The organism is Massilia sp. CT11-137 (genome assembly GCF_047302885.1).
In the GTDB taxonomy this organism is placed as follows: Bacteria; Pseudomonadota; Gammaproteobacteria; order Burkholderiales; family Burkholderiaceae_D; genus Telluria; species Telluria orientalis.
On the sequence record NZ_JBKYMP010000002.1, the window covers coordinates 3185254 to 3210236 of the forward strand.

Annotated in this window: 17 protein-coding genes; 4 read left to right on the forward strand and 13 right to left on the reverse strand. The window is 67.8% G+C overall.

Features of this window, described 5'->3' with window-relative positions:
- Positions 1 to 67 precede the first annotated feature (67 nt).
- On the forward strand, positions 68 to 2440 hold the full coding sequence (locus ACEN98_RS31065) for an ATP-binding protein (RefSeq protein WP_413388655.1): 2373 nt from the start codon (positions 68 to 70) through the stop codon (positions 2438 to 2440).
- Here ACEN98_RS31065 and ACEN98_RS31070 read toward each other — a convergent pair.
- Together ACEN98_RS31070 and ACEN98_RS31075 are read right to left on the reverse strand one after the other, a co-directional pair.
- Entirely contained in the window at positions 2423 to 2848 is a 426-nt protein-coding gene (locus ACEN98_RS31070; RefSeq protein ID WP_413388657.1) for an NUDIX hydrolase, read from the reverse strand. The two genes, ACEN98_RS31065 and ACEN98_RS31070, sit on opposite strands and share 18 nt — an antisense overlap.
- The gene (locus tag ACEN98_RS31075) at positions 2845 to 6528 is read right to left on the reverse strand and encodes a response regulator (RefSeq protein ID WP_413388659.1); all 3684 of its coding nucleotides are present in this window, start codon (positions 6526 to 6528) and stop codon (positions 2845 to 2847) included. Before ACEN98_RS31075 ends, ACEN98_RS31070 begins: the two co-directional genes overlap by 4 nt.
- A 130-nt stretch (positions 6529 to 6658) precedes the next feature.
- Here ACEN98_RS31075 and ACEN98_RS31080 point away from each other — a divergent pair, with 130 nt between their 5' ends.
- From ACEN98_RS31080 to glf, 3 genes are all read left to right on the forward strand, one after another.
- Positions 6659 to 7780 carry a mechanosensitive ion channel family protein gene (locus tag ACEN98_RS31080; protein WP_413388661.1) on the forward strand — a complete coding sequence of 374 codons (1122 nt, stop codon included), beginning with the start codon at positions 6659 to 6661 and terminating at the stop codon, positions 7778 to 7780.
- 172 nt (positions 7781 to 7952) lie between these two features.
- A complete protein-coding gene (locus tag ACEN98_RS31085) occupies positions 7953 to 8288 on the forward strand; it encodes a KGG domain-containing protein (protein ID WP_413388663.1) in 336 nt (111 codons plus the stop codon).
- Positions 8289 to 8552: 264 nt separating this feature from the next.
- Positions 8553 to 9707 (forward strand): UDP-galactopyranose mutase, encoded by a 1155-nt coding sequence (gene glf, locus ACEN98_RS31090; protein WP_413388665.1) that lies wholly within the window; start codon positions 8553 to 8555, stop codon positions 9705 to 9707.
- Here the strand turns inward: glf and ACEN98_RS31095 are convergent, their stop codons facing one another.
- From ACEN98_RS31095 to ACEN98_RS31145, 11 genes are all read right to left on the reverse strand, one after another.
- Positions 9708 to 11627 carry a glycoside hydrolase family 97 protein gene (locus tag ACEN98_RS31095; RefSeq protein WP_413388667.1) on the reverse strand — a complete coding sequence of 640 codons (1920 nt, stop codon included), beginning with the start codon at positions 11625 to 11627 and terminating at the stop codon, positions 9708 to 9710.
- Position 11628: 1 nt separating this feature from the next.
- On the reverse strand, positions 11629 to 13149 hold the full coding sequence (locus ACEN98_RS31100; protein WP_413388669.1) for an alpha-L-fucosidase: 1521 nt from the start codon (positions 13147 to 13149) through the stop codon (positions 11629 to 11631).
- Between the two features lie 74 nt (positions 13150 to 13223).
- On the reverse strand, positions 13224 to 15353 hold the full coding sequence (locus ACEN98_RS31105) for an MGH1-like glycoside hydrolase domain-containing protein (RefSeq protein WP_413388671.1): 2130 nt from the start codon (positions 15351 to 15353) through the stop codon (positions 13224 to 13226).
- Between the two features lie 77 nt (positions 15354 to 15430).
- Entirely contained in the window at positions 15431 to 16669 is a 1239-nt protein-coding gene (locus tag ACEN98_RS31110) for a glycosyltransferase (protein ID WP_413388673.1), read from the reverse strand.
- A 323-nt stretch (positions 16670 to 16992) separates the two neighbouring features.
- Positions 16993 to 17733, reverse strand: coding sequence for a LytR/AlgR family response regulator transcription factor (locus ACEN98_RS31115; protein ID WP_413388675.1), 741 nt, complete (start codon positions 17731 to 17733; stop codon positions 16993 to 16995).
- Between the two features lies 1 nt (position 17734).
- Positions 17735 to 19027 carry a sensor histidine kinase gene (locus ACEN98_RS31120; RefSeq protein WP_413388677.1) on the reverse strand — a complete coding sequence of 431 codons (1293 nt, stop codon included), beginning with the start codon at positions 19025 to 19027 and terminating at the stop codon, positions 17735 to 17737.
- A 115-nt stretch (positions 19028 to 19142) separates the two neighbouring features.
- Positions 19143 to 20393 carry a DUF2863 family protein gene (locus ACEN98_RS31125; RefSeq protein WP_413388679.1) on the reverse strand — a complete coding sequence of 417 codons (1251 nt, stop codon included), beginning with the start codon at positions 20391 to 20393 and terminating at the stop codon, positions 19143 to 19145.
- A gap of 66 nt (positions 20394 to 20459) precedes the next feature.
- Complete coding sequence (locus tag ACEN98_RS31130) at positions 20460 to 21182, reverse strand: GntR family transcriptional regulator (RefSeq protein ID WP_413388681.1); 723 nt, start codon at positions 21180 to 21182, stop codon at positions 20460 to 20462.
- Positions 21179 to 22126, reverse strand: coding sequence for a sugar kinase (locus ACEN98_RS31135; protein ID WP_413388683.1), 948 nt, complete (start codon positions 22124 to 22126; stop codon positions 21179 to 21181). Before ACEN98_RS31135 ends, ACEN98_RS31130 begins: the two co-directional genes overlap by 4 nt.
- A 33-nt stretch (positions 22127 to 22159) precedes the next feature.
- The gene (locus tag ACEN98_RS31140) at positions 22160 to 23455 is read right to left on the reverse strand and encodes an MFS transporter (protein ID WP_413339346.1); all 1296 of its coding nucleotides are present in this window, start codon (positions 23453 to 23455) and stop codon (positions 22160 to 22162) included.
- 96 nt (positions 23456 to 23551) lie between these two features.
- A complete protein-coding gene (locus tag ACEN98_RS31145; RefSeq protein ID WP_413388685.1) occupies positions 23552 to 24979 on the reverse strand; it encodes a tagaturonate reductase in 1428 nt (475 codons plus the stop codon).
- Between the last annotated feature and the right edge of the window lie 4 nt (positions 24980 to 24983).

Here is a 24983-nt window from a genome sequence, read left to right on the forward strand (position 1 = left end):
CGGCGGGAGACGGCGCCCGAATGTCACCGTTGACAGTTGGCCGTTCAGCTCCTACAGTCGCATCACGATGACTTCCACTTCCCGTGTGAGCGGCCGGATGCAGGGACGCGTGCTGTTCTTGTGCGACCGTCCCGTTTCCGACCCGGCCATCGGCACCGTTGCCGCCGAGATGGGCTACGACCTCGTGCGTGCGGGCACGCTGGACGAGGCGCTGGCCCACGCCCGCCACGACGACGACCTGCCCGGCTTCGCCCTCGTCCTGGCCGGCTATTCCGGCAACGTCGACGCCCTGTTCGACAGCGTGCGCCGCCTGCGCGCCGCCCTGCCGGAGGCGCCCGTGATCGCGCACGGCGTGCCCGTCTCCCCGCCGTTCACGCTCGAGTCGCTGTACGACGCCGGCGCGCTGGCCGTGCTGCACGATCCCGTCTCCGTCCCCATCCTCAAGGCCAAGGCGCGCTTCTTCCTGGAAGCCTACGCCACGGCGGCCGAGCGGCGCCGGGCGGAGACCGCGCTGCAGGACACCCGCGCGCGCCTGGAAGCCATCATCGCCGCGGCCGAGGTGGCCGTGTGGTCGCTGGACATCGCCACGGGCCGCATCCGGGGGGACGCGCGCATGATCGAGATGTTCGGCCTGCGTCCCGAAGACGGGCAAAGCGCCGAGGTGGCCACGTATTTCGCCGCGATCCATCCGGACGACGTGCCGCCGACCCAGGTCCTGCTCGGCCGCGCCATGGAGACGGGGGCGCCGTACGATGCCACGTTCCGCGTCCGTACGCCGGACGGCGCGTGGCGCTGGGTGCTGGCGCGCGGCCACCTGGACCGGCATGCCGGCACGCGCGGCATGATGCGCGGCGTCGTGATCGACGCGTCGCTGCAGAAAGAGGCGGAGGAGCGGCTGCAGGCGAGCGAGGAACGCTACCGCACGCTGTTCGACGCGATCGACGAAGGCGTGTGCGTCGTCGAGATGCTATACGACGATGCCGGCATCCCGAACGACTACCGCTTCCTCGAGGTCAATCCGGCGTTCGTGAAGGCCACGGGGCTGGCCCATGCCGTCGGGCGCACGATGCGCTCGCTCGTCCCGCAGCACGAGGCCCACTGGTTCGAGACCTACGGCCGCGTCGCGGCGACGGGCGAGCCGGCGCATTTCGTCGACGAGGCGGCGCACATGGGCCGCTGGTACGACGTGTACGCGGCGCGCGTGGGTCCGGCCGGCAGCCGCAAGGTGGTCGTGCTGTTCACCGACATCACGGAACGCCGCCGCACGGAGCTGGAGCTGCGCCGCCTGGCCGACGACCTGGCCGAGCAGGACCGCCGCAAGACGGAATTCCTCGCCACGCTGGCGCACGAGCTGCGCAATCCGCTGGCGCCCATCCGCAGCGGCCTGCAGCTGATGCGGCGCGCCCGCTCCGACCCGGCCGCCATCGCGCGCGTGCAGGACATCATGGACCGCCAGCTCGACCACCTCGTGCACCTCGTCGACGACCTGCTGGACGTGGCCCGCATCACGCGCGGCCAGGTCGACCTGAAGCCGGCGCTGGTGCCGCTCGCGGACGTGCTGAACGCGGCCGTCGAAACGAGCCTGCCGCTGATCGAGGCGGCGCGCCACGAGCTCGACGTGCGGCTGCCGGGCGAGCCGCTGATGCTGCACGCGGACGCCAACCGCATCACGCAGGTCGTCAGCAACCTCCTGAACAACGCGGCGAAATACACCCCGCGCGGCGGCCACATCGTGCTGGCGGCGGAGCGCGACGGCCGGCAGGCGCTGATCGCCGTGTCCGACAACGGCATCGGCATCCCGCCCGACGCGCTCGACGAAGTCTTCCGCATGTTTACGCAAATCCCGAACGCGACCCGGCACATGCCGGGCGGCCTCGGGATCGGCCTGTCGCTCGTGAAAAGCCTCGTCGAGCTGCACGGCGGGACGATCCAGGCGGCCAGCGCCGGCATCGGCACGGGCAGCGTCTTCACGGTGCGCCTGCCGCTGGCCGACCATGGCGCGGACAAGGCGGCGCCCGGCGCGCCGGGCCCGGACGCGACCCGCATTCCGGCGCTGCGCCTGCTCGTCGTGGACGACAACCGCGACGCGGCCGACACGCTGGCCGCGCTGCTGTCCGTGATGGGCCACGACGTCGCGGTGGCGCACGACGGCCACCAGGCGCTGCGCATGCTGGGCGGCCTGGAGCCGCACGCCGTGTTCCTCGACATCGGCATGCCCGGCCTGTCCGGCTACGAGGTGGCGCAGGCCGTGCGGCGCGAGGCGCGCCACGACGGCGTCATGCTCGTCGCGCTCACCGGCTGGGGCGGCGCGGACGACCGCGCGCGCACCGCGCAGGCCGGTTTCGACGCGCATCTCACGAAGCCGGCGACGGTGACGGCCATCGAGTCCGTGCTGCGCGACGTGGAATTGCGGCGGACTCCTTCACCAGCCGATCGCTAGCAGCTTCCCGGCCATGCGCGGCCAGCACAACGCCGCGACCTCGTCGCGCGTGGCCCAGCGGAAGGCATCCATCTCCGGCGTCGGCCTGCCCGTCACGTGGTGCGGGAACATGCTGGTGCACGCCAGGTGCGCAAGGTCCGGCAGCGCCTCGCCCACGTCCACGCGGAACAGGTGCAACACCTTGTCGCGCCGGTAGTCGAAGCGGCCCAACTCGCGGAAGGCGCCGGCCGGGAATGCGAGGCCCGTCTCTTCGAACAGTTCGCGCATGGCCGCGTCCAGCGGCGTTTCGCCCGGATCCCGCAAGCCCTTCGGGATGTCCCAGCGCGGCGTGTGCGTGACGTGGCCCAGCAGCAGCCGGCCGCCGGCGTCAACCACGAGGGTGCCGCAGGAGACGTCGACGGCCTTCATGGCAGCGTGCGCGCGGCGGCGGCCAGCGCCTGTTCCAGCGCCTCCAGGCTCACGGGCTTCGTCAGGTGCTGGTCGAAGCCCGCCTCGTGCGACTGCTGCTGGTCGCTCTGCGCGCCCCAGCCGGTCAATGCGATGAGGACGATCTGGCGCATCCCCTGGTTGCGCCGGATCGCGCGCGCCACCTCGTAGCCGCTCATGCCGGGCAGGCCGATGTCGAGCAGGACCAGGTCCGGCTGCGCCTCGAGCGCCAGGCGCAGACCTTCCGGGCCGTCGCGCGCGACCGATGTCGTGTGGCCGAGCGCGTCGAGCAGCGCGACGAGGCTGTCGGCCGCATCCGCGTTGTCGTCGACGACCAGCACCCGGAGGGGCGCCGGTGGCCGCGCGTGCGCGTTCTCCCCGGTCGCGCGCGGACGCGCGTGCGGCGAGCCGGGTTGCAGCGGCAGGCGCACCGTGAACGTGCTGCCGTGGCCCCGGCCGGCGGAAAACGCGGCGACGCGCCCGCCGTGCAGCTCGACGAGGCGGCGCACCAGCGACAGGCCGATCCCGAGGCCGCCCTGGGCCCGGTCGAGGCTGCCGCGCACCTGCGTAAACATCTCGAACACGGAGCCGATCGCATCCGGCGGAATGCCGATGCCGCTGTCCGACACGGCGACCACGGCGTGCCCGTCCTCGCGCCATGCGGACAGCGCGACGCGCCCGCCGGCCGGCGTGTACTTGGCGGCGTTGTTCAGCAGGTTCGACAGCACCTGCACCATGCGCGTGACGTCCGCCTCGAGCGGCAGCGCTTCCTCGGGCAGGTCGACGTCCAGGCGGTGGCCGTGCGACTCGATCAGCGCGGCGCTCGTCTCCACGGCCATCTGCGCGATGACCTTCAGGTCGACGTTCTCCCGTTTCAGTTCGATCTTGCCGCGCGTGATGCGGGCGATGTCGAGCAGGTCGTCGACGAGGTGGATCAGGTGGCCCAGCTGGCGGTCCATCATCGCGTGGATGCGCGCCAGCGCGTCCTTGTCGGCCGGCGCCATGCGCAACAGGTCGAGCCCCGTGCGGATCGGGGCCAGCGGGTTGCGCAGTTCGTGCGCGAGCGTGGCGAGGAATTCGCTCTTGCGGTGGTCCGCCTCGGACAGGTCGGCGGCCACGCGGCGCAGCTCGTCCTCGGCGCGCTTCTGCGCCGCGATGTCGCGCGTGATGGTCGCGAGGCCGATGTTGTTGCCCTCCGCGTCGCGCACCGCGAACCCCTTGAAGTAGACGGGCAGCGGCGGCCGGCCGTCCGGTTGCGCCAGGCGCAGTTCTCCCTCCCATTCGGCCGCGCCGACCGTCAGCGCGGCCATCACGTGGTCGCGCACGAACGGCCGGTCTTCGCGCGGGAAGAAATCGATCATGCGCCAGGCGGCGATGTTGGTGCGGTCATCGAGGCCCGCCATGCGCCGGCCCGCCGGGTTCAGGTAGATGCCGCCGGCGTCCGGCGTGAAGATGCCGATGAAGTCGGACGACTGCTCGGCCACGGCGGCCAGGCGCCGGATGCCCTCTTCGGCGCGGCGGCGGTCGGTCTCGTCGCGGAAATACAGCGCGAGTCCGCCGGCCCCCTCCATCGGGAACGAGTTGATCTCGAACCAGCGGCCCTCGGCGTCGTCGTACGCTTCGATGCGGGATCGTTCGCGTTCCAGCGCCGTGCGCCGCAGCGCGCGTTCCTGCTGGCTGCCTTGCAGGCGCGCGAACAGGTCCCAGAACTGGGCGCCCACGAGTTCCTCGCGCGGCTTGCGCGTGACGGCTTCGGCCGCGCCGTTCGCGTACGTGATGCGCCAGGCCGGATCGAGCGCGATGAAACCCTCGCTCATGCTTTCCAGGATCGCGCGCGAGCGGTGCTCCGCGGCCTGCCGTTCGGCCGCCTCGTGGCGCTGGCCGATCACGAGCGACGCGGTATTCGCCAGCAGCGCGAGCGCCGCCTCTTCCTGCGGGTTCGGCAGGCGCCGTTCGCGGTAGTACAGGGTGAACGTGCCGAGCACCGTGCCGGACGGCGCCAGGATCGGCAGCGCGCGCGCCGCGCGCAGTCCGTGCCCCTGCGCGAGCAGCACGTGCTGCTGCCACAGCGGGTCGGTCGCGATGTCGGCGCAGACGATCGGTGCGCCCTGCCACGCGGCGCTGCCGGCGGCACCCGCGACGGGGCCGACGGGCACGGTGTCGAGCGCGCGCTGGAATTCCACGGCGAGCGACGGCGCCGCCGCGTGCTGCAGGCGCCCGCCGCCGGCCATCAGCTGCACGGAGGCCAGCGCCGCGCCGCCCGTGTAATCCTCGGCGGTGCGGGCCAGCACGTCGAGCACGTCGCCGAGCGGCGCGTCGGTGACGGCCAGTTCCAGCGCGCCGCGCTGGCCGATGGCCAGCAGATTCGCACGCGCGCGCTCGGTGACGTCGACGCCGTGCAGCAGCACGCCCGACACGCTGCCGTCCGGTTCCCGCAGGGCCATGCACACGAAGTCGAGGAAGTGTTCTTCCAGGCCCGTGTGCGCGTCGCCGGTGCCGTCCGCGGCAGGGGCCAGCAGCAGGCGCACGTTATGGCCCTCGACCGCTTCGCCGCTCGCGAACACGCGGTCCAGCACGTCGGCAAAACCCTGCCCCGCCAGTTCCGGCAACGCCGTTCGCACGGGGCGCCAGGCAAGCTTGCGGCCGCCGGCCAGTTCCAGGAAACGCTGGTTGGCCATCTCGATCACGTGGTCCGGGCCGCTCATCACGCACATGATGGCGGGCGCGCGGTGGAAGATGTCGCGCATGCGCTCGCTGGCGGCCTGCAGCTCGCGCAGCAGCCGTTCGCGTTCGGCCTCGGCCTCGCGCCGGCTTTCGTCCAGTTCGTGTTCGCTCTCGGCCAGCCGTTCGGCGGCCAGCTTTTCGGCGGTGGCGTCGCGGATGATCTTGGCAAAGCCGACGTGCACGCCCGCCTCGTCGCGCAGCGGCACCATCACGCCGTCCGCGAAGAAACGCGTGCCGTCGCGGCGCAGGTGCCAGCGGCGGTCCTCCGCGCGGCCCTGTTCGAGCGCGCGCCGGGCTTCCAGCTCGGGCTGGCCGTGCGCCACGTCTTCCGGCGTGAACAGCAGGTCGGCGCCGCGCCCGCGCACGTCGTCGGGCGACCAGCCGGTGATCGCGGCGGCGCCCCCTTCCCACTCCGTCACGATGCGGTCGACGTCCGTGCCGATGAACGCATAGTCGCGGATGTTGTCGAGGATGAGCCGCAGGCGGGCATCGCGCGAACGCAGCTGGGCGCGGTGGCGTTCTTCCTCGATGCGTGCCAGTTCCGCGTTCTTGCGGTACAGGTCGATGAACACGGCGACCTTGGCCCGCAGGACGATGGGATTGAGCGGCTTGGTGAGGTAGTCGACCGCGCCCAGCGCGTACGCGCGCTCGAGCGGGAATTCGTCGGCGTCGCCGGCGGTGAGGAAGATGATGGGCAGGCTGTGCGTTCGCGGGTGCTCGCGGATCAGCTCCGCCAGCTCGAACCCGTTCATCGTCGGCATGCGCACGTCCAGCAGCACGACGGCGAAATCGTGGGCCAGCACTTCGCGCAGCGCCGCCTCGCCGGACGTCACGGACACGAGCGTCTGCCCCAGGTCCGCCAGGATGGCCTCGAGCACCGCCAGGTTGGCCGGCTGGTCGTCGACGAGCAGGATCTTGGTGGTCTGGTCGGAGGCCATCGGTGTCGGGCGGTGTATTGATGCAAATAAGACAATGTATGCCGCGCCCTTCCGAAAGTCAATTGTGCGCGGCCGGATGGCGCCCGCCCGCACACTGGCGGCTGGCTTTCGTTTTTAGTGAATCATGTCGATGACGTTTCCCTTCCTGTCCCGATCCGGGCATGTCTCCTTTCTCAACAATGGTGTCGAAGACTGGGCCCTGGCCCTGGGCGTGGCGCTTGGCAGTGCCGTCGCGATGGTGTTCCTGCGCGCGTTCGTGCTGCGGCGCATGGAAGCGCTGTCGCGCCGGACCGAAACCCGGCTGGACGACTTCGTCACGGCGATGCTGTCGAAGACGTATCTGCTGTTCATCCTCGTGTTTGCCGTGTATTTCGGCAGCACGTTCCTGGAACTGACGGCCAGGCAGGACAAGTTCGTCACCCGCATCGCCATCGCGTCGCTGCTGCTGCAGGCGGCGATCTGGGGCGACACGGGCCTGCGCGCATGGCGCGACCGGTTCAGCATCGGCCCGGTCGACGGCGCGCGGCGCGCATCGAGCAGCGTGCTGTGCTTCATTTCGCGGCTGCTGCTGTGGGTGGTCGTCACCCTGATGATCCTCGATAACTTCGGGATCAACATCACGACCCTCGTGGCCAGCCTGGGCATCGGCGGCGTGGCCGTCGCGCTCGCCACGCAGAACATCCTGGGCGACCTGTTCGCGTCGCTGTCGATCATGCTGGACAAGCCGTTCGAGGTCGGCGATTTCATCATCGTGGGCGACGTGCTCGGGTCGGTGGAACACATCGGCCTCAAGACGACGCGCGTGCGCGGGCTCGGCGGCGAGCAGGTCGTGTTTTCCAACGGCGAGCTGCTGAAGAGCCGCATCCACAACCACAAGCGCATGCAGACGCGGCGCGTGGCGTTCGTCCTGCGCGTCGCGTACGGCACGCCGGAAGACCAGCTGTGCCGCATCCCGCAGATCATCCGCGAGATCGTCTCGAACCAGCAGAACGTCGACTTCGAGCGCGCCCACTTCTTCAGCTGGGGCCAGTGGTCGCTGGATTTCGAAGTCGTGTACCACTTCCGCAGCCCGGACTACATCCTGCACATGGATGCGCAGCAGGCGATCTTCCTCGGGATCTACCGCCGCTTCCAGAAAGAAGGCATCGAGTTCGCGCACCCGCTGTCGATCGTGCGGCTGGACGACCCGAAGCTCGCGGAATCCTTCCTGCGCCGCGGCGATGCGATGCCGCCGGGGCCGTCCGTGCACTGATTGTTGCACCAAAATGGACAGACTCATCCTACAAGTCAGCCGTAAGAATTCCTATTCACCATGCATAAGGACGGGCTTACCATGGACTCACCTCTTCCCGATCGGGCGTCACGAGACGCTGCTCCGGCAGAGGAAGTGCAAATGCGCTCAACCCACTTAAAGGAGAACGATCATGGCATCGAACAACCAACAAGGCGGTAACAAGGGCAACAACCAGAGCGGCGATACCAGCAACCGCGGTTTCGCATCGATGGACCCGCAAAAGCAGCGCGAAATCGCATCGGAAGGCGGCCGCGCCGCCCACGCTTCGGGCAATGCCCACGAGTTCACTTCGGAAGAAGCACGCCGTGCCGGCTCGATGAGCCACAAGAACGACGGCAACAGCCAGAGCGGTAATGCTGGCAACTCGCAGAGCGGCAATCAGCGGGGTAACAGCACGCGCGGCGGCACGCCGGAGCAGCACGCCAAGGCCGGCTCGCAGAGCCACAAGAACGATGGTAAGCGTTAATGCCCAGGCGTTAATGCGCAAGCGCTGATCACTCACCGCTTGGCGTGACGAAAACCGCTGGCTTCGGCCGGCGGTTTTTGTATTTGCGTGACGCGTTCGAATAATCGCCATGCATTCGTCCGCATCCAATTGTGCGGGGCCAAACGGGTGAGGGGTGATATATTTTTGGCACTATATTTCACATTCCTATCGTGTAGTAACTGCAAGTCACCAGCAGCGCATGCGGGCATGGGTCACACATCACTTTTCAAACAGGATCAGCGAATGAAAAAAAATATTGCCATTGTCGGTGCTGGGTTTTCCGGAGCTGTCATTGCCCACCAGCTGGCCCATGCGGGCTACAACGTCGAGATCTTCGAGGCCCGCGACCACATCGCGGGCAATTGCCACTCGGAGCGCGACAGCGAGACCGGCGTCATGGTCCATGTGTATGGACCGCACATTTTTCACACCGATAACGAACGGGCGTGGGAATTCGTCAACCGTTTCGCGGAATTCATGCCCTACGTGAACCGCGTGAAGGCGATCACGAACAACCGCGTGTTCACCCTGCCGATCAACCTGCTGACGATCAACCAGTTCTTCGGCAAGACCTTCCGTCCCGCCGAAGCCCAGGCGTTCATCCAGTCGCTGGGCGACAAGTCGATCGAGAATCCGCAGACGTTCGAGGAACAGGCGCTGCGCTTCGTGGGCCGCGAACTGTACGAAGCCTTCTTCAAGACGTACACGATGAAGCAGTGGGGCCTGCATCCGAGCGAACTGCCGGCCAGCATCCTGAAGCGGCTGCCCGTGCGCTTCAATTACGACGACAACTACTTCAACCACAAGTACCAGGGCATGCCGAAGGACGGCTACACGGCGCTCGTGGAAAACATCCTGAAGGTGCCGGGCATCAAGGTGCACCTCGGGACGCGCTTCGATCCGGCGTCCAGGTCCGACTACGACCACGTGTTCTACAGCGGCCCGATCGACGCCTGGTTCAAGCACGTCGAAGGCCGCCTGCCGTACCGCACGCTGGATTTCGAAGTCTTCCGCGACACCGGCGACTACCAGGGCAACGCCGTGATCAACTACTGCGACGATTCGCAGACCTATACGCGCATCACCGAGCACAAGCACTTCTCGCCGTGGGAACAGCACGAGCGCACGATCTGCTACATGGAGTACAGCCGCCAGTGCGAGGAAAACGATACGCCGTACTACCCGATCCGCCAGGCGCGCGAGAAGGCGCAGCTGGAAAAATACGTGAACCTGGCGCGCACCGAGCCGAACGTGACTTTCGTCGGCCGGCTCGGCACGTACCGCTACCTCGACATGGACGTGACCATCCACGAGGCGCTGCTCACCGCAGACAAGTTCCTCGAGGCCGCGCGCGAAAACGTCCGGATGCCCGCCTTCGCGATCGACCCGCTGGCCTGATCACCGGGCTTCGAGGATCACCACCGCGCCGCCCGCCCCCGCCAGTTCCAGGGCCAGGGCGTCGCGCGCCGTCACGTCCGCTTCGCGCAGTTTGACGTTGTTCGGCGTGGCGCCGTCTTCCCAGATCGTCGCCTTGTAGCGCCCGGCCGGCAGGAAGTCCAGCGGCACGCGCTTCGTCGTCGCACCCTCGTCCGCGGACATCGCGCCCACGTACCACGTCGTGCCCTGGCGGCGCGCCAGCACGATGTCCTTGCCCGGTTCGCCGGACAGGAAACGGGTCTCGTCCCACGCCGTGGGCACCTTGCGGATGAAATCGAAGCCTTCGGCGTTGCGGTAGGCGTCCGGATCGTCGGACACCATCTGCAGCGGGCTGTCGTACACCACGTACTTCGCCAGTTCCTGGCCGCGGGTGTTCTGCACGAACGGCAGCTCGGCGCGTACCTGGAAGGCCGCGGGCGCGACGTTGCGGAAGCCGCCCGGCGTGTAATCGATCGGCCCGGCCAGCATGCGCGTGTACGGCAGCATCAGGTTGTGCTCGGGCGTGACCTTCTTCTGCATCTTGCTCCACTCCGCGCCCAGGACGCCTTCCTGCGTGATGAAGTTCGGATACGTGCGCTGCAGGCCGGCGGGCACGTAGGCGCCGTGCAGGTCCAGCAGCAGGTGGCGCTGGGCCGTGGCCCGCGCGACGCGTTCGTAGAAATCGACCATGTCCTGGTCGTCGCGGCTCATGAAGTCGATCTTGACGCCCTTGATGCCCCAGCGCGCGTAGGTGTCGAGCACCTCGTCCATGCGCGCCGCGACGTGTTCCCAGTGGGCCCACAGGATCAGCCCGACGCCCTTCGAGGCCGCGTAGCGCACCAGTTCCGGCATGTCGATGCCGTCGGCGGTGCGGGTGATGTCGGTGGTCGGCAGCGCGACCCAGGCGTCGGCGTTGGCGCCTTTGGACCAGCCCGCGTCGATCAGGTAGTACGGGAACCCCGATGCGGCGGCGAAGTCGATGAAGCGGCGGTAGGCCGCCATATCCGGCTTCATGCCCATGAGCGGACCCGACCACCAGTCCCATGCGGCCTTGCCGGGCTTGACCCAGCTGAAATCGCCCTGCGCGGCGGGATTCAGGTTGCCGACCAGGTTCGAGGCGATCAAATCGCCCGGCCGGTTGCCCAGCATGACGACGCGCCAGGCGGTCTGCAACCCACCCTGCGATGCGTACACGGGCGCGGCGCGGCCCGGCACCGGCGACAGATGCACGCGCAGGCCGGCGCCATCGCGCCACAGGGAAGCACCCGTGTAGCCCCCGAGGTTGGCCTGGGTGATCGCATAGGCGGTGCGGCCGGACGGCGTCGTGCACACGACCGGCACGTCGTAGCCCTTCTTGTCGTCCAGTTGGGCGATCTTCTGGCGTGCGAACGGCACTTCATGCGCGCCGTCGAACACCGAGATCAGGCAGTCCGGATCGCCCGCAGGCACGAAGCCCGTCTTTTCGCCGCGCAGGTGGACCGGATCGCTGCCGTCGATGCGGTAGCGGAAGGCGACGCCGTCGTCGTACGCGCGCACGTCCACGAGCAGGCGGCGCGTGGCGTCCGCGCGGTCGCGGAACTGGAGCGTCGCGGCGCGGTAGCGGTCGCGCGCGCTCGACGCCTTCGTCGCGACGAGCGGAATGGCGCGGTCCGCGCTCGTCCTGGTGACCTTTTCCAGCACCAGCGCGCCGAACTCCGGCTGGCCGTCGAATTCGAGGCCCAGCGGCGACGTAGCGATCACCGTTTCGCCGCCGCGCGTCACGGCGTAGCTGCCGCCGTCCCGCGCGATCTTGATGACGGCCCGCCCGTTCGGCGACGTCACCGCGACCTGCCCCGTGGAAGCGGCGGCCGCGGTACCGCTGAAGGCGGCCAGCACCGCCAGCGTCAACATGCGCATGTTCATGTCAGAATCCGATCTTGAAGCTGGAGGCGATCGTGGTCGGCAGGCTGGCCGGCACGTCGATCACGAGGGCGTCGTCCTGCTGCTCCCAGCGCAGCGGCGCAGTGGCGCCCACGAGCGACACCGACTTGACCGGGCGCTTTTCCAGCCCGGCCTTCGCGCCGAGCGACGCGATGCGCACCTGCACCTTCGGCTCGCCCAGCGTGATGGCGTACACGGATCCGCCCTTGGTGGTGAAGCGGATGTCGGCGGCCGTATAGTCCGCGTTTTCCTTGAACGCGCCGCCCTCGGTCTTGGTCGGGCCTTCGCCGAACGTCTTCCACGGCCGCGTGCCGTAGATGGCTTCGCCGTTGACCTGGATCCACGCTGCCATCTCGTCGAGGAATTTACGGGATTCCGGCGGCAGGCTGCCGTCCGGGTACTGCACGACGTTGAGGAGCAGGTTGCCGTTCTTGCTGACGATGTCGGCCAGCATGGTCACGACGTCGCGCGTGGTCTTGTACTTGTAGCCCTCGCTATAGAACCAGTCGCCCATCGACGTGTCGGTCTGCCACGGCAGCGGCTGGATGCCGTTCATGACACCCCGCTCGACGTCCTGTACACCGGCCTTGCGCAGGAACTCGCCGGAGCCGATGTCCTTGTGGTTGTACACGGCTTCCAGCTTGCCGTGCGTCTTGATGTTCTCGTTGTAGAAATTCGCGACGAGGGTCCTGCCGGTGTCGCCGAACGGAATGCCGCCGTCGGAGTAGAGCAGGTCCGGCTTGTAGTGCGTCACGAGGTCGGTGATGCGGTTGAACCATTCCTGGTGATACGCCGCGTCCTTCGTGTACCACTTCTGGCCGCCGCCGAACAGCTCGTCATGCTTCGGGTGGTACAGGTCCGCGTACTGCGGATCGGCACCGTCGTACGGCACGCCAAGCTGCGGGAAGACCTCGTCGTGCCCATGGCTGGTCCCGAACCAGCCGTAGCTCGCGCCCAGGTGCTCGGAGACGCCGAAGCGCAGGCCCGCCTTGACGGCCGCCTTCTGCCAGTCGCCGACGATGTCGCGGTGCGGTCCCATCTTGACGGCGTTCCAGCGGTGGTACTTCGAATCCCACAGGTCGAAATTGTCGTGGTGGACGCCCATGCTGACGAAATACTTCGCGCCGGCCTTGGCGTACAGCGCCATCAGGGCGTCGGGATCGAATTTCTCGGCCTTCCACAATGGGATGATGTCCTTGTAGCCGGACTTGGACGGGTGGCCGTAGTGCTTGAGATGGTGTTCGTACTGCGGCGTGCCGTAGATGTACATATTGCGCGCGTACCAGTCGCCGGCGCGCGGCACGGCCTGCGGGCCCCAGTGGGACCAGATGCCGAACTTGGCGTCGCGGAACCAGTCCGGGGTTTCGTACTTGTCCAGCGAGGCCGGATCGGCGGCGAACGGGCCGGCGACGTGCGTCAGCTGGACGGCCTTGTCGGCAGCGGATGCGAGCGGACTGGCGAACAGGCCGCACAGGATGAGGGTGGAAAGAAGTGAGCGGCGCAATTCGGTCTCCTTGGTTTTTAATCTATAACGTACTGCCCGGATTATAGATGCACCCAAGGAATCCCCGCAACAGCTTATTTTTTGCGCGCAACAGTGACCGTCTTCCCTCCTTCCAGCGCCAGCTCGTAGCGGCGCTCGCCGATCCTGCGGATCGTCCCGCCATCGCTGCGGGGTGTGCCCGCACTCGTGAACCGCAGGACGCCCTGCCCCGCCACGCCCGTCACCCGGATCGTCTGCGCGTCCGCGTACACGGCGATGTCGCCGCGCGGCGTCGGCACTTTCCCGTCGATCCATGCCAGGCCGCCCAGGTCCGGCTCGACGACATAGGCGGCGTAACCGGGCTGCGTCGGCTTCACGCCCAGGTAGTATTTGCCGAGCAGGTAGAGCGGACTCGCGCCCCAGGCGTGGCACAGGCTCATGCCGAACGGCTTGCCGTACATCGCGTAGCGCGCGGCGCCCTCCACGTTCGGGTCGTACTGCTCCCAGAAGCAGGTCGCGCCCGCGCGCAGCATGCCGCCCCAATAATCCTTGATCTGGCCCGTGACGTAGCGCTGCTGCCCGCTTTCCGCCAGCGCCGCCAGTTCGTAGAAGCGCATGTACGGGGTCGTGATCTTCGGTACCGAGTCGCTCGTGAGGACGTTGCGGCGCACGGCGGCGGCCTGCGCGTCGTCCAGATAGCCGAACATCAGCGCGAACATGTTCGGATGGCGCGTGACGAGCGGGTTGACCTTGCCGTCCTTGCGGGCGTGGATGAACAGCTGGCGTTGCGGATCCCAGAACGCGGCCATGATCTTCGTCTTCAGCTCCGCGGCGAGCTGGCGGTACGTCGCGGCCTTCGCGTCGTCGTGGGCCAGCGCCGCGCAATCCGCCATCGCTTCCAGGCTCCTGGCGAACAGCAGCTGGATGACGGCCAGCTCGCCATCCTTCGGCATGTCGGCCCAGTCGACGAACACCCAGTCGCCCGGCAAGCCTTCCAGCATGCCGTTCGCGTTGCGGCGCGCGAGCACGAAGTCCATCAGCGTCGTCATGCGCGGGTAGACGCTCTTCACGAAGTCCGCGTCGCCCGTGTACTGGTAGTAGTCGCGGATGCCGATGAACCAGTACAGCGAGTAATCCAGGATCGTGTTGATGTGCATGTCGACGGGATCCGCGCCGCGCAGTGCCCACGTCGTCCGCTTGACCGTGTCGCTGTCGAAGAACGTGTAGTAGTTCATCAGGTACGTTTGCACGGCGTCGCCGGACCACACCCAGTGGTCGCGCTTGACGCCGTCGATGAAGAATTCGCGCGTGTTCAGTTCCAGCGTGCGCTGGGCGACGTCCCAGATCCGGTTCAACTCGTCGTCGGAACTCTTGAACGTGCCGCGGTGCGCGACGGGCAGGTATTCGTACAGGAGCGTCACGTCGTCGGCGCGTATGCCGCCATCGAAGCGGACGTTCACGTAGCGCATCGCGCGCGACGTGGGCGCGATGAAGTCGCCGCGGTGGTCCGCGAGCGTGAAGCGGTCGAGGGTTTCGGCGCCCTGCGCGGACAGCGCTTCCTCTTTCGACTCGCCGTAGTACAGGGTGACCTTGCCGCTGCCCGTCAGGTTCTTCAGCTTGACGAATCCCGTCGTCTCCTGGCCGAAGTCGACGAGGACGCCGCCGTCCGCGCGCGCGACGGCGACGGCCGGGATCTCGCGGGTCGGCAGGCGGTAGCGGGATGGCGGCGTGTCCGGCGCGCTGAGGTTCCAGTGCGCCGCATGCGCCGCCGGCACACCGGGACGCGGACCGACCGACCACGAGGCGTCGGAGCGGATCGTCGGTCCCTGCACGAACACGGTCGGCGGCGAGGCCGCGTTATAGACCTGCAGGTTGAGCGTGTGCCTGCCGGCGGGGACGCGCACGCGGTGCTGGTCGCCATGGACGAACTGGCCGTCGATGGCGACGTTGTAGATGCCTTCGACGGCGATGTCGATGTCTTCCGGTGCGGCCAGGTCGACCTGCCGGATGAAGTTCACCTGCGGCTGATGGTGGTACAGGCGCCAGAACGGCGGCCAGGCGACGTCGCGCTCGACGCGCTGCACCTGCATCCGGTTGGAGAGCCAGATCTCGAAATCGCCCGGGGACCAGATCCAGGTCGCCGTGCCCTGCGCTCCCGCGCCGCCGCTGACGACCGCCAGCAAGAGGGCGATTAAATGAGCGATGAAGAGTGAATACGTTCGCATGCGCGAATTGTATTCACGTTCGTCACCGGTCACGCGCGTTTGCGCGATTTAATCGCCCGGTTGAGCGATTTCTGCGATCAGCCCGCGGCCTTCGCCATCCCGTCCTTCGGCGTCATGCGCGCGGCCAGTGCGGCGATCGGCAGCGGATTGACGTTCTCGGCGTTGACGACGTCGTCGAAGTCGCGCTGTTCCGCCTGCGCCAGGAAGCGCTGGGCCTTGTTGCTCGGCGCGGTCGTCTGGATCAGGTGGTGCATGCTGGCGGCCGTCTTGTCCCACGACGTGTTGGCGACGATGGCGCGCATGCGCTCCTTCAGCGCGGCTTGCTGCTCGTCGTTCATGGCCAGCATGCGTTCGCAGGCGGCGATGAATTTTTCCGGCGTGTCCGCGATCGCGACGACGTCGCCGTACGGCACCTTCACGTCCGTGATCGGGGTGCTGACGGACGGCAGTTCGGCCGCCATGTATTCCAGCACCTTGGTCGGGCTGATGAACTTGGTCGACTCGTTCAGCGCGAACGGCAGCAGGCAGACGTCCCAGCCGGCCAGGAATTGCGGCAGCTGTTCGTACGTGCGCTGGCCCATGTAGTGGATGTTGTTCGCGCGCGGCAGGTTGGCCGGGTCGATCTTCACGACCGGACCCACCAGGACGATCTGCCAGTCCGGACGCGCTTGCGCGACCTGGCGCACGAGGTCGGTGTCGAAGCGCTCGTCGATGACGCCGTAGAAGCCCAGGCGCGGACGGGCGACGTGCGCCTGCTCCGGGTGGCTGTAGTCACGGTCCAGCGCCTTCTGGAAGTGTTTCGCGTCGACGCTGCTCGAGAAGCAGTGCGCGTTGGCGTGGCGCTCGCGCTTGGACTGGTACAGGCTCGGACCGCCCGTGAAGCAGAGGTCGGCGATGTTCAGCAGTGCGTTTTCGCGCTGCAGCAGTTGTTTCGGGGCGTTCTTGAAGGCCGCCAGTTCGTCCATGCAGTCGTAGACGACGAGTGCCGGATCGAAGCCTTGCAGCAGCGGCAGGGCCATCGGGGTGTAGAACCAGACGACGGGACGCTCGCCTTCCGGGACGAGGTCGGCCAGCAGCGTCTGCAGCGTGGGGATCTGGTCGTCGTGGAAGCCGGGTGCCTGGATGCCGGTATGCGGCTGGCACACCGTGATGTTCGGCGCAACGGCCGTCTTCTTCAGGTGCGCCTTGCCCTCGTCATACACCGGCTCCTCGACAAACAGGATTCGGTAGTGTTCCGCCAGGCGAGTCATGAGGTGCTGGGGGCGCTGGAAGACGAAGTCCCAGCGCAGATGGCAAAACACGATCAGGGTCGGCATGTTGATTTCCTTTCGCCTTGGGGCGTTCTAGTTGATCTGGATTCAAGGCCGGAACCTGATGCGTCGATGCTCTGGAAAACACCGACAGATCAGATGCCGGACCAGTGAATCGTATCATGCAAAATTCTTAATATTTTCATTTATGCATTGCAATGTTTGCATCGGGAAACGTGCCGCCCCCCCCTACGGTCCGGGTCTCCCTAGGAGAGCTCGGCAGAGTGCCAAAAATTGTAGGTTCCCTCCTACGCGGACAATGGAAAAATCACTACGAAGCGGCATCATCTACGCTTGCGTGACGACGTGTGCAGTGCCGCAAAACGGGATCACATCTGGCGGAATTGCCGGCCGTACGCCTCGCTCACGGCGAGCTTTTCGGGCCTGCCCTTGAGCAGGATTTCCATCGCCGTCCCGTCCCGGACAATGTGGTCGATCGCTTGCAGGTTGACGATCGCGGCGCGGTGCACCTGCACGAACTGGCCGGGATCGAGCTGTTCGATCAAGGCCTTCAGCGGCAGGCGTATCAACGCATCGCCGCCCGCCGTGGCGACCCGCGTATATTTACCGTCGGATTGGAAGAACTGCACGTCGCTCACCATCACCAGCCGCACGACATTGCCCACCGAAGCCCTGAGCCATTTCAGGTAGGCGACGGGTGCCGGCGGGCTGGACAATTGTCGCCACAGATCGGCGGCCGGCCTGTGGCCGTCGCGTCCGCGCGCCTTCAGGCGCTTGACCGTCTGCATCAGCCGCCCGGTATCGAGGGGCTTCACGAGATAGTCGGCGGCGCCCGTCTCGAACGCCTGCAGCGCGTGTTCGGCATAGGCGGTGACGAACACGACCTGGGTCGCCTCCGGAATGTGGCGCGCGACTTCCAGCCCGTTCAGTCCCGGCACCTGGATGTCGAGGAACACGACGTCCGGCCGCAAGGACTCGACGTACGCCACGGCCTCGATGCCGTTCTCGGCCTCCGCGCCGATCTCCAGTTCGGGCCACAGGGCGTGCAACTGGTCGCGGAGTTCCGCGCGCAGCAACGGTTCGTCTTCGACGATGAGGGCGACCGGCATGTCAGGCTCCGGTCGCGGCCAGCGGCAGGGTCAGGACCGCCTCCACGCCGCCTTCGGGCGCCCCCGCCACCGTCAGCGATGCGGCGCCGCCATACAGCAAGGCGAGGCGCTCGTGGATGTTCGACAGTCCGAACCCCTGCCCTGCCTGGTCGGTGAAACCGACGCCGTCGTCGTTCACGTGCAATCGCAGGGCGCCGCCTTCGGCGCGCGCGGCGATCGTGACGGTGCCGGGCCGGGTCGCGCGTTCCAGCCCATGCTTGACGGCATTCTCGACCAGGGAGATCAGCATGGCCGCGGGCATCGGGACGGCAAGCAGGTCATCGGGTGCATCGATCCGGAAGCGCAGGCGCGGCCCCATGCGCACGCTCATGAGCGACAGATAGTTGCGTGCCAACGCCAGTTCGCGTCCCAGCGTCGAGGAGACGGCGCGCATGTCGTGCAGCGCGCTCTGCAAATAGCCCACCAGGCTGTCGAGCATGCCTTGGGCGCGTTCCGGGTCGGTACGGATCAGGTATTTCAGGTTGGCCAGCGTATTGAACAGGAAATGCGGCTCCACCTGGGCCTGCAGGGCGCTCAGCCGGGCATGCAGCGCCGCCCGTTCGAGTTCTTGCGCGCGCCGGGCCGTCTCGATCGCCAGCCCACGCTGGCGCAGGCGTTCGCGGAGCAGGCCGGTCACCGTTTCCACCGCCTGCAATGCCCGGCCGGGCGCAAGGAATAACTGCAGGCCGGGAAGGTGCTCGATACGGATACGGGTCGTACCGCCGTCATCGCGGCCGATCCGGATGCGGACATGGCTGTGCAGCCGCAGCGGCCGGCGGGATCCCAGGGCCATCGTTCCGTGGAACGGATCGTGGTCGAATGCGGGCGAACCCCCGTTGCCCAGCGCCGTACCGGCGCCGACACTGGACAGGACTTCGGCGCAGAGATCGAATGTCGTCATCGGGTCGAACGCCGTGCTCGTTTCACGGTTGACACGCACCGCCATCCAGTCGCTGGTCAGCGGCGTACCGGACGCCCGCAAACCATCGAGATGCTGCCGGGCCAGCCCGATGGCGGTCGCGCTGCATCCCAGCAACGGCAACACCAGCGACACCAGCAGCGTGGTGGGCAGGTTCCAGACGTCGAGATGGCGCAGGCTTTCGAAGCGCCATGCGAGGATCAGCCCGAATGCAAGGATGACCACCCACGCCAGCACGACGGTCGCACCATGCCGCAGGATCGTTTGCACGATATAGCGCCGTGCCAGCTTGTGGTCCTGCGGCACGGCCGGCAGGCGGAATGGAACAGTCATCATGGACCCCTTGTAACGTTCGACAAGGATCATTGTAGCGACGCCATGATGACTCGGCGGACGATGCGACGAAGGGGGACGCCCGCGGCATGAATGCGTTTTTCCGGGTTTGAACGCCTCAGGCCGAAAGATAGGGTTCCGCGTCTTCCGGTTCGCCGGCGGCGTCGAAGCTGCGCGCCAGCAGCACGCCGTCGAGGCCGACCGTGCCCAGCGCATCGCACAAGTCTTCCAGCTCGGCCTCCAGGTGGGCGGCCAGGTCGAGCGGCTTGTCGACCGTGGCCAGCGGCGCGCCGCCGTCCAGCGGGTACAGGTTGATCCTCAGGACTGGCTCGCCGTTGGCTTCCAGCGGCGCGACGACGGCCTTGATGCGGTCCGGCGGGCGCTGCTGCTCTTCCAGTTTCTGGTTGACCTCGGCCAGGGTGGCGAGCATCGACAGCTCGCCCACGCCCTGCTCCTTGGCGCCGTAGAACAGGTCCTGGTACAGGAAGTTCAGCTCGATCCCGGCCGGATGGCGCGACAGGCAGCGCTGCAGCAGCGGCGACACGCTGCCGGCCCACATGCGGTAGCGGGCCATGCGGCCTTCGAAGTACGCATCGGACGCGGCCTCGCCGGACGGCACCTTGTAGAACGGATCGTCGGCCGGTTTCAGCGCGAAGCCGAGCAGGAAGCGCAGTTCCATCGCCTCGTCTTCCGGCTCGTAGTCGCCGCCGATCCACGGCCGCATGCTGGCCTCGATGGCGGGCGTGGCGACGAGCTTGCGCGAGCGCAGCGCCTGCGCGGCTTCGCGCAGCATCTCCTGCAGGTGGCTGTAGCGGATGCGGTCAACGGCGTCGAGGTCGTACAGGTGGCGCACGAGCACGATGCGGGTGGCGGCGCTGGCCAGGCCGGACTGCCGGAAACTGTCCATCAGGGCGTCGAAATCAGCGTCGTCGCGGAACACGTCTTCCTGCACGAGGCCGCCCGTGCTGTGCACGAACAGCGGGATCATGAAGGCGTCGATTTCCAGTTCGGTCTCGTCGTCACGGACGTGGTAGGTGGCGGCCTCTTCTTCCACGCGCTCGCGCAGCAGGCGGCAGCAATCGGGATCCGTGTACTTCGCCACTTCGATGGCGCCGTACAGCACGTCGTCGTGTTTGCGGCGCAGCATGCGGCGCACGAGCACGGTCAGTTCTTCCTGGCGCGCGGTGAGCGTGGCCGCGTCGGGGCCTTCGCGCTCGGTGATCTCGAGCGCCAGGTCGACGAGATTCTGGGCCAGCTCGTCGGGATCCGCTTCCACCGGCTTGGCGGCCTTGGCCGGCCTGGCCGGCGTCGCTGACCTTCGGTTGGGCTGGGCCGACGGGCCCTTGGCCGGGCGCTTGTTGTTGGGCATGGCTGACTTCATCAAAGTTTACGAGCCACCATGGTAACAAATCGGTCGCGCGGGGCGAAAAACGCGTCAGCGTGGGGGGCGCGCGTCGAGGTGGGTGGTGAAGAATTCCGGACGCAGCTTGCGGGTGATTTCGAGCACCGGCATCACATGGTCGAGGTGTTCGCGCATGGCGGCCACCGCGCGGGCCGGGTCGCGCGCCTCGATCGCGTCGACGACGGATCGGTGCTCTTCCAGCACCCCGGCCATGCGGCCTTCCAGCGGCAGGGTGAGCTGGCGGTAGCGGTCCATCTGCGTCTTGGCCTGCTGGATGATCGGCCACACGCCCGGGTAGCCGGACAGCTCGGCCAGCAGCGCGTGGAAGCGCTCGTCCGTGCGGTGGAACGTGCCGAAGTCGTTCGCGGTGATGGCAGCCTCCTGCTCGGCCAGGATCGCGCGCAGGCGTGCCATGTCGTCCGGTCCCACGCGCTCGGCCGCCTTTTCGATGATCGCCGTCTCCAGCGCGTGGCGCACGAGGTTGGCCTCGTCCAGCGCGTCGAGCGGGATGCGGGACACGAACGTGCCCGAGCGGGGCACGATCTCGATCAGGCCTTCGTCCGCCAGGCGCTGCACGGCCTCGTGCACGGGCGTGCGGCTCGTGCCGAACTCCTCGGCGATGTCGCGCTCGACGACGCGGGTGCCCGGCAGCATGTCCATCTCGACGATGCGCCGGCGCAGGCACAGGTAGACGCGGCGCGACGCGGAGAGGCCGCTCTCGGCCTCGGCCACGGGATTGGGTGGGGCCTGGTTCATGGTCGGAAGTGTAGCGAATTCGGCATCGCGTCGCGCGGAATGATCGCGCCGCGGTGGCGGATCACCGTGCCGGCCAGGCGGTGCCCGGCGCGCGCCGCGTCGGCTGGCCCGTTGCCCGACAGGCGCGCGGCCATGTACCCGGCGCCGAACGAATCGCCGGCGGCCGTCGTATCGACCACGTCGTTCACGGGTTCCGGCGCCACTTCGTGCACCGTGCCGTCGTGCCAGACGACGGCCGGATCGCCGCCGCACTTGACGACGATCTCGCCCACGCCCAGCGTGCGCGTGCGCTCGATCGCGTCGCGCGCAGCGCCCGGACCATGCAGCGCGACCTCGTCGTCCAGCGTGAGCAGCGCGATGTCCGCATGGGCCAGCACGCGGCCATAGACGTCGCGCGCCGTGTCCGCGCTCTCCCACAGGCGCGGCCGGTAGTTGTTGTCGAAGACGACCTTGCCGCCCGCCGCGCGGCACCGCGCCAGCGTCGCGATCAGCACGTCGCGGTCGCCCGGGGACAGGATCGCGAGGCTGATGCCGGACAGGTACACCATGCGCGCCCCGGCCAGTTGCGCGAGCACCCGGTCCGCGCCCGGCGCCGCCATCCAGTGGCGCGCGGCGGAATCCTTGCGCCAGTAGTGGAAGCGGCGCTCGCCGTCCGGGTCCGTCTCGATCATGTAGATGCCGGGCAGCCGGTCCGCCAGGCGCAGCACGCTGGCGGTGGCGACGCCTTCGCGCTCCCACGCGGCCAGCATCTCGGCGGACATGCCGTCCTGGCCCAGGCCCGTCACGTACGCGACGTTCGCGACCGCCGGATCGAGCAGGCGGGCCATGTACACTGCCGTGTTCAGCGTGTCGCCGCCGAAGCGGTAGTCGAGCGTGCCCTGGTCGCCGTGCTTCTGCAGTTCGATCATGCATTCGCCGATCGCGTAGACGGTGTGTGCTGCCATCGTGAGTCCTTGTGTTGAGTATCGGCCGAGAGTTTACCGGATGCCGGCGACGGCCGGGGCATCTGTCTTGCGGGGCGTGCGCGGCCCGCCGTCGCGGACCATGGTCCACACGACGACCGCCGCCAGCACGTCGAACACGGCCAGCACGACGAACAGCGGGCTGTAGCCCACGTGCGTGACCACGATGCCGAACACCAGCGTGAACAGGGTCGCGCCCAGGTAGCCGGACATGCCGGCCAGCCCGGTGGCCGTCGCCACTTCGTTCTTGCCGAACACGTCGGACGTGATCGCGTACAGCGCGCCGGACAGCGTCTGGTGCGCGAAGCCGCCGATACACAGCAGGAAGATCGCGGTGTACGGGCTGGCCACGAGGCCGATGCAGCCCGGGGCGATCATGCACAGCGCGCCGAACGCGACGACCCATTTGCGTGACGCGAACAGGGAAACATTGAAATGCCGGTGCACGAACGGCGACAGATAGCCGCCCAGCACGCAGCCGATGTCAGCGGCGAGGAACGGCAGCCACGCGAACACCGCGATCTCCTTCAGGTCCATGTGGCGCTCGGTCGCCATGTACAGCGGGATCCACGCGTTGAACGTCTGCCACGCCGGCTCGGACAGGAAGCGCGGGATCGCGATCGACCAGAAGTTCCGGTTCCTGACGATCTCGCGCCACGACGCCTTCGCGGCGCTGTCCTGGTGCTTCGCTTCCTGGCCCGCCAGGATGTAATCGCGCTCCGCATCGGACAGCAGTTTCTGGTCGCGCGGGTGCTTGTAGAACACGGCCCACAACAGGGTCCACGCGATGCCCAGCACGCCCACGATGACGAACGCCGACTTCCAGCCCGCGTGCAGGATCGCCCACACGACGAGCGGCGGCGCGCACAGGGCGCCGATCGACGAGCCGATGTTGAACCAGCCGATGGCGACCGACCGCTCCCTGGCGGGGAACCACTCCGTCGTCGCCTTGACGCCGGCCGGGATGCCCGCCGCCTCCGTCAGCCCGAGCAGGCCGCGGAAGAACGCCATGCTCTGCCAGCCGGAGGCCAGCGCGGCGCAGGCGCAGGCCAGCGACCATGCGAACGCGAACACGGCGAAGCCGATCTTGGTGCCGATCGCGTCCAGCACGAAGCCGGCCACGGGCTGCATGACGGCGTAGCAGACCTGCCACGCGACGACGATGTACGAGTACTGCTTCGTGTCGATGTGCAGGTCGGCCATCATCGTCGGCGCCGCGACGGACAGCGTGTTGCGCGCCAGGTAGTTGACGATCAGGCCCAGCGTGACCAGGCCCACCATCCACCAGCGCATGCCCTTCATTTTGCTCATGTTGTCTCCTCCGGCGCCGTTTTCTAGGCGCGCAAGATTCCTGGCCGCTCGGCGCGGGTGCGCCTGCGGCTTCTTCTGTCGTTGATAGTGAGTGCCTTACGCCAGCAGTGCGCGGATGCCCTGCTGTTCGATGTCGCGCAGGTTCGCGGCCAGTTGCGTAGCCAGTCCCGGCACCGAATTCAGGTCCCTGCCCCACAGCGCGGCGTGGGCGAGCCAGCCGCGGGCCAGGTCGTCCAGCGACCACGCGCCGCTGCCGACCTTGTCCCAGCCTGCCTTGAACCAGGCCAGCGTGGCCGGATCGTCCGCGAGGTCGATGACGCCGCCGCGGTACAGCACCATCGTCGCGGCCATGGCGAGCACGAGGCGGCGCGGCAGGCGGCCGTCGTGCAGTTCGGCGTAGCGCAGCAGCTGCGGCAGCACGCGCGCGGCGAACTTGCTCCAGCTGTTCAGCGCGATCGCCGCGAGCCGGTGGTGGATGGCCGGGTTGCGGAAGCGGCGCAGCACGTCGGCGGCGAACGCTTCCAGTTCCACGCGGTCCATCTCCAGCGCCGGGATGATCTCGTCATCGATGGCGGCGCGCAGGAACGCGCCCACCTGCGCATCGTCGACGGCCGGACCGACCGCTTCCAGGCCAGCCAGCAGCGCGACCGGAACGAGCGTCGTGTGGCCGCCGTTCAGGATGCCGACCTTGCGCTTCTTGTACGGCGTGATGTCGTCGACGAGCTTCACGTTGAGGTCCGCGCCCGCGAGCTTCAGCTCTTCCCCGACCGCCGCCGGGCCCTGGATCACGAACAGGTAGTAGTACTCGGCCGCGACGAGGAACGGGTCCGCGTAGCCCAGTTCCTGCTCGATCTGCGCGGCGTCCGCGGCCGGGTAGCCGGTGACGATGCGGTCGACGAGCGTACTGCAGAACGTGCAGGCGTCGCCGATCCACGCGGCGAAGCCGGCCGGCAGGTCCCACAGGCGCGCATAGTGCAGCACGGCGTTCTTCAGCGCTTCGCCGTTCTTGTCGATCAGTTCGCACGGCAGCAGGATGAGGCCCTTGTCCTGTGCGCCGTCGAACGCCTGGTAGCGCGCGAACAGCAGTTGCGTGAGCTTGGCGGGGAACGTCACGGGCGGCGCGTCGGCCTGGCCATCGGTGTCGTTGACGACGATGCCCGCCTCCGTCGTGTTGGAGACGATGAAGCGCAGGTCCGGATTGGCCGCCTGGGCCAGGTAGTCGGCATACATCGTGGCCGGATCGATCTCGCGCTGCACGCATTCGACCTTGCGGTACTGCTTCACGGGCAGCCCCGCCTCGTCCAGGCCGCGCACGAGCACGGTGAACAGGCCGTCCTGCACGTCCAGCAGCGGGGCCGAGCCACCGCCGCGCGGGCGCACGACGACGACGCCGGCATCCAGGCCCGTGCGCTCGTTGAGCAGGTCGATTTGCCAGTCGAAGAAACCGCGCATGAAATTCCCCTGCCCGAACTGCAGGATCTTGACCGGCAGTGCGAACGGAGTGGTACGACGAAGTTGAGTCATGGGT

Bases quoted from the DNA above. Each gene is read 5' to 3' on its own strand.
- ACEN98_RS31065 (WP_413388655.1), top strand. From the start codon at position 68: ATGACTTCCACTTCCCGTGTGAGCGGCCGGATGCAGGGACGCGTGCTG.
- ACEN98_RS31070 (WP_413388657.1), bottom strand. From the start codon at position 2,848: ATGAAGGCCGTCGACGTCTCCTGCGGCACCCTCGTGGTTGACGCCGGC.
- ACEN98_RS31075 (WP_413388659.1), bottom strand. From the start codon at position 6,528: ATGGCCTCCGACCAGACCACCAAGATCCTGCTCGTCGACGACCAGCCG.
- ACEN98_RS31080 (WP_413388661.1), top strand. From the start codon at position 6,659: ATGACGTTTCCCTTCCTGTCCCGATCCGGGCATGTCTCCTTTCTCAAC.
- ACEN98_RS31085 (WP_413388663.1), top strand. From the start codon at position 7,953: ATGGCATCGAACAACCAACAAGGCGGTAACAAGGGCAACAACCAGAGC.
- glf (WP_413388665.1), top strand. From the start codon at position 8,553: ATGAAAAAAAATATTGCCATTGTCGGTGCTGGGTTTTCCGGAGCTGTC.
- ACEN98_RS31095 (WP_413388667.1), bottom strand. From the start codon at position 11,627: ATGAACATGCGCATGTTGACGCTGGCGGTGCTGGCCGCCTTCAGCGGT.
- ACEN98_RS31105 (WP_413388671.1), bottom strand. From the start codon at position 15,353: ATGCGAACGTATTCACTCTTCATCGCTCATTTAATCGCCCTCTTGCTG.
- ACEN98_RS31110 (WP_413388673.1), bottom strand. From the start codon at position 16,669: ATGCCGACCCTGATCGTGTTTTGCCATCTGCGCTGGGACTTCGTCTTC.
- ACEN98_RS31115 (WP_413388675.1), bottom strand. From the start codon at position 17,733: ATGCCGGTCGCCCTCATCGTCGAAGACGAACCGTTGCTGCGCGCGGAA.
- ACEN98_RS31120 (WP_413388677.1), bottom strand. From the start codon at position 19,027: ATGATGACTGTTCCATTCCGCCTGCCGGCCGTGCCGCAGGACCACAAG.
- ACEN98_RS31125 (WP_413388679.1), bottom strand. From the start codon at position 20,393: ATGCCCAACAACAAGCGCCCGGCCAAGGGCCCGTCGGCCCAGCCCAAC.
- ACEN98_RS31130 (WP_413388681.1), bottom strand. From the start codon at position 21,182: ATGAACCAGGCCCCACCCAATCCCGTGGCCGAGGCCGAGAGCGGCCTC.
- ACEN98_RS31135 (WP_413388683.1), bottom strand. From the start codon at position 22,126: ATGGCAGCACACACCGTCTACGCGATCGGCGAATGCATGATCGAACTG.
- ACEN98_RS31140 (WP_413339346.1), bottom strand. From the start codon at position 23,455: ATGAGCAAAATGAAGGGCATGCGCTGGTGGATGGTGGGCCTGGTCACG.
- ACEN98_RS31145 (WP_413388685.1), bottom strand. From the start codon at position 24,979: ATGACTCAACTTCGTCGTACCACTCCGTTCGCACTGCCGGTCAAGATC.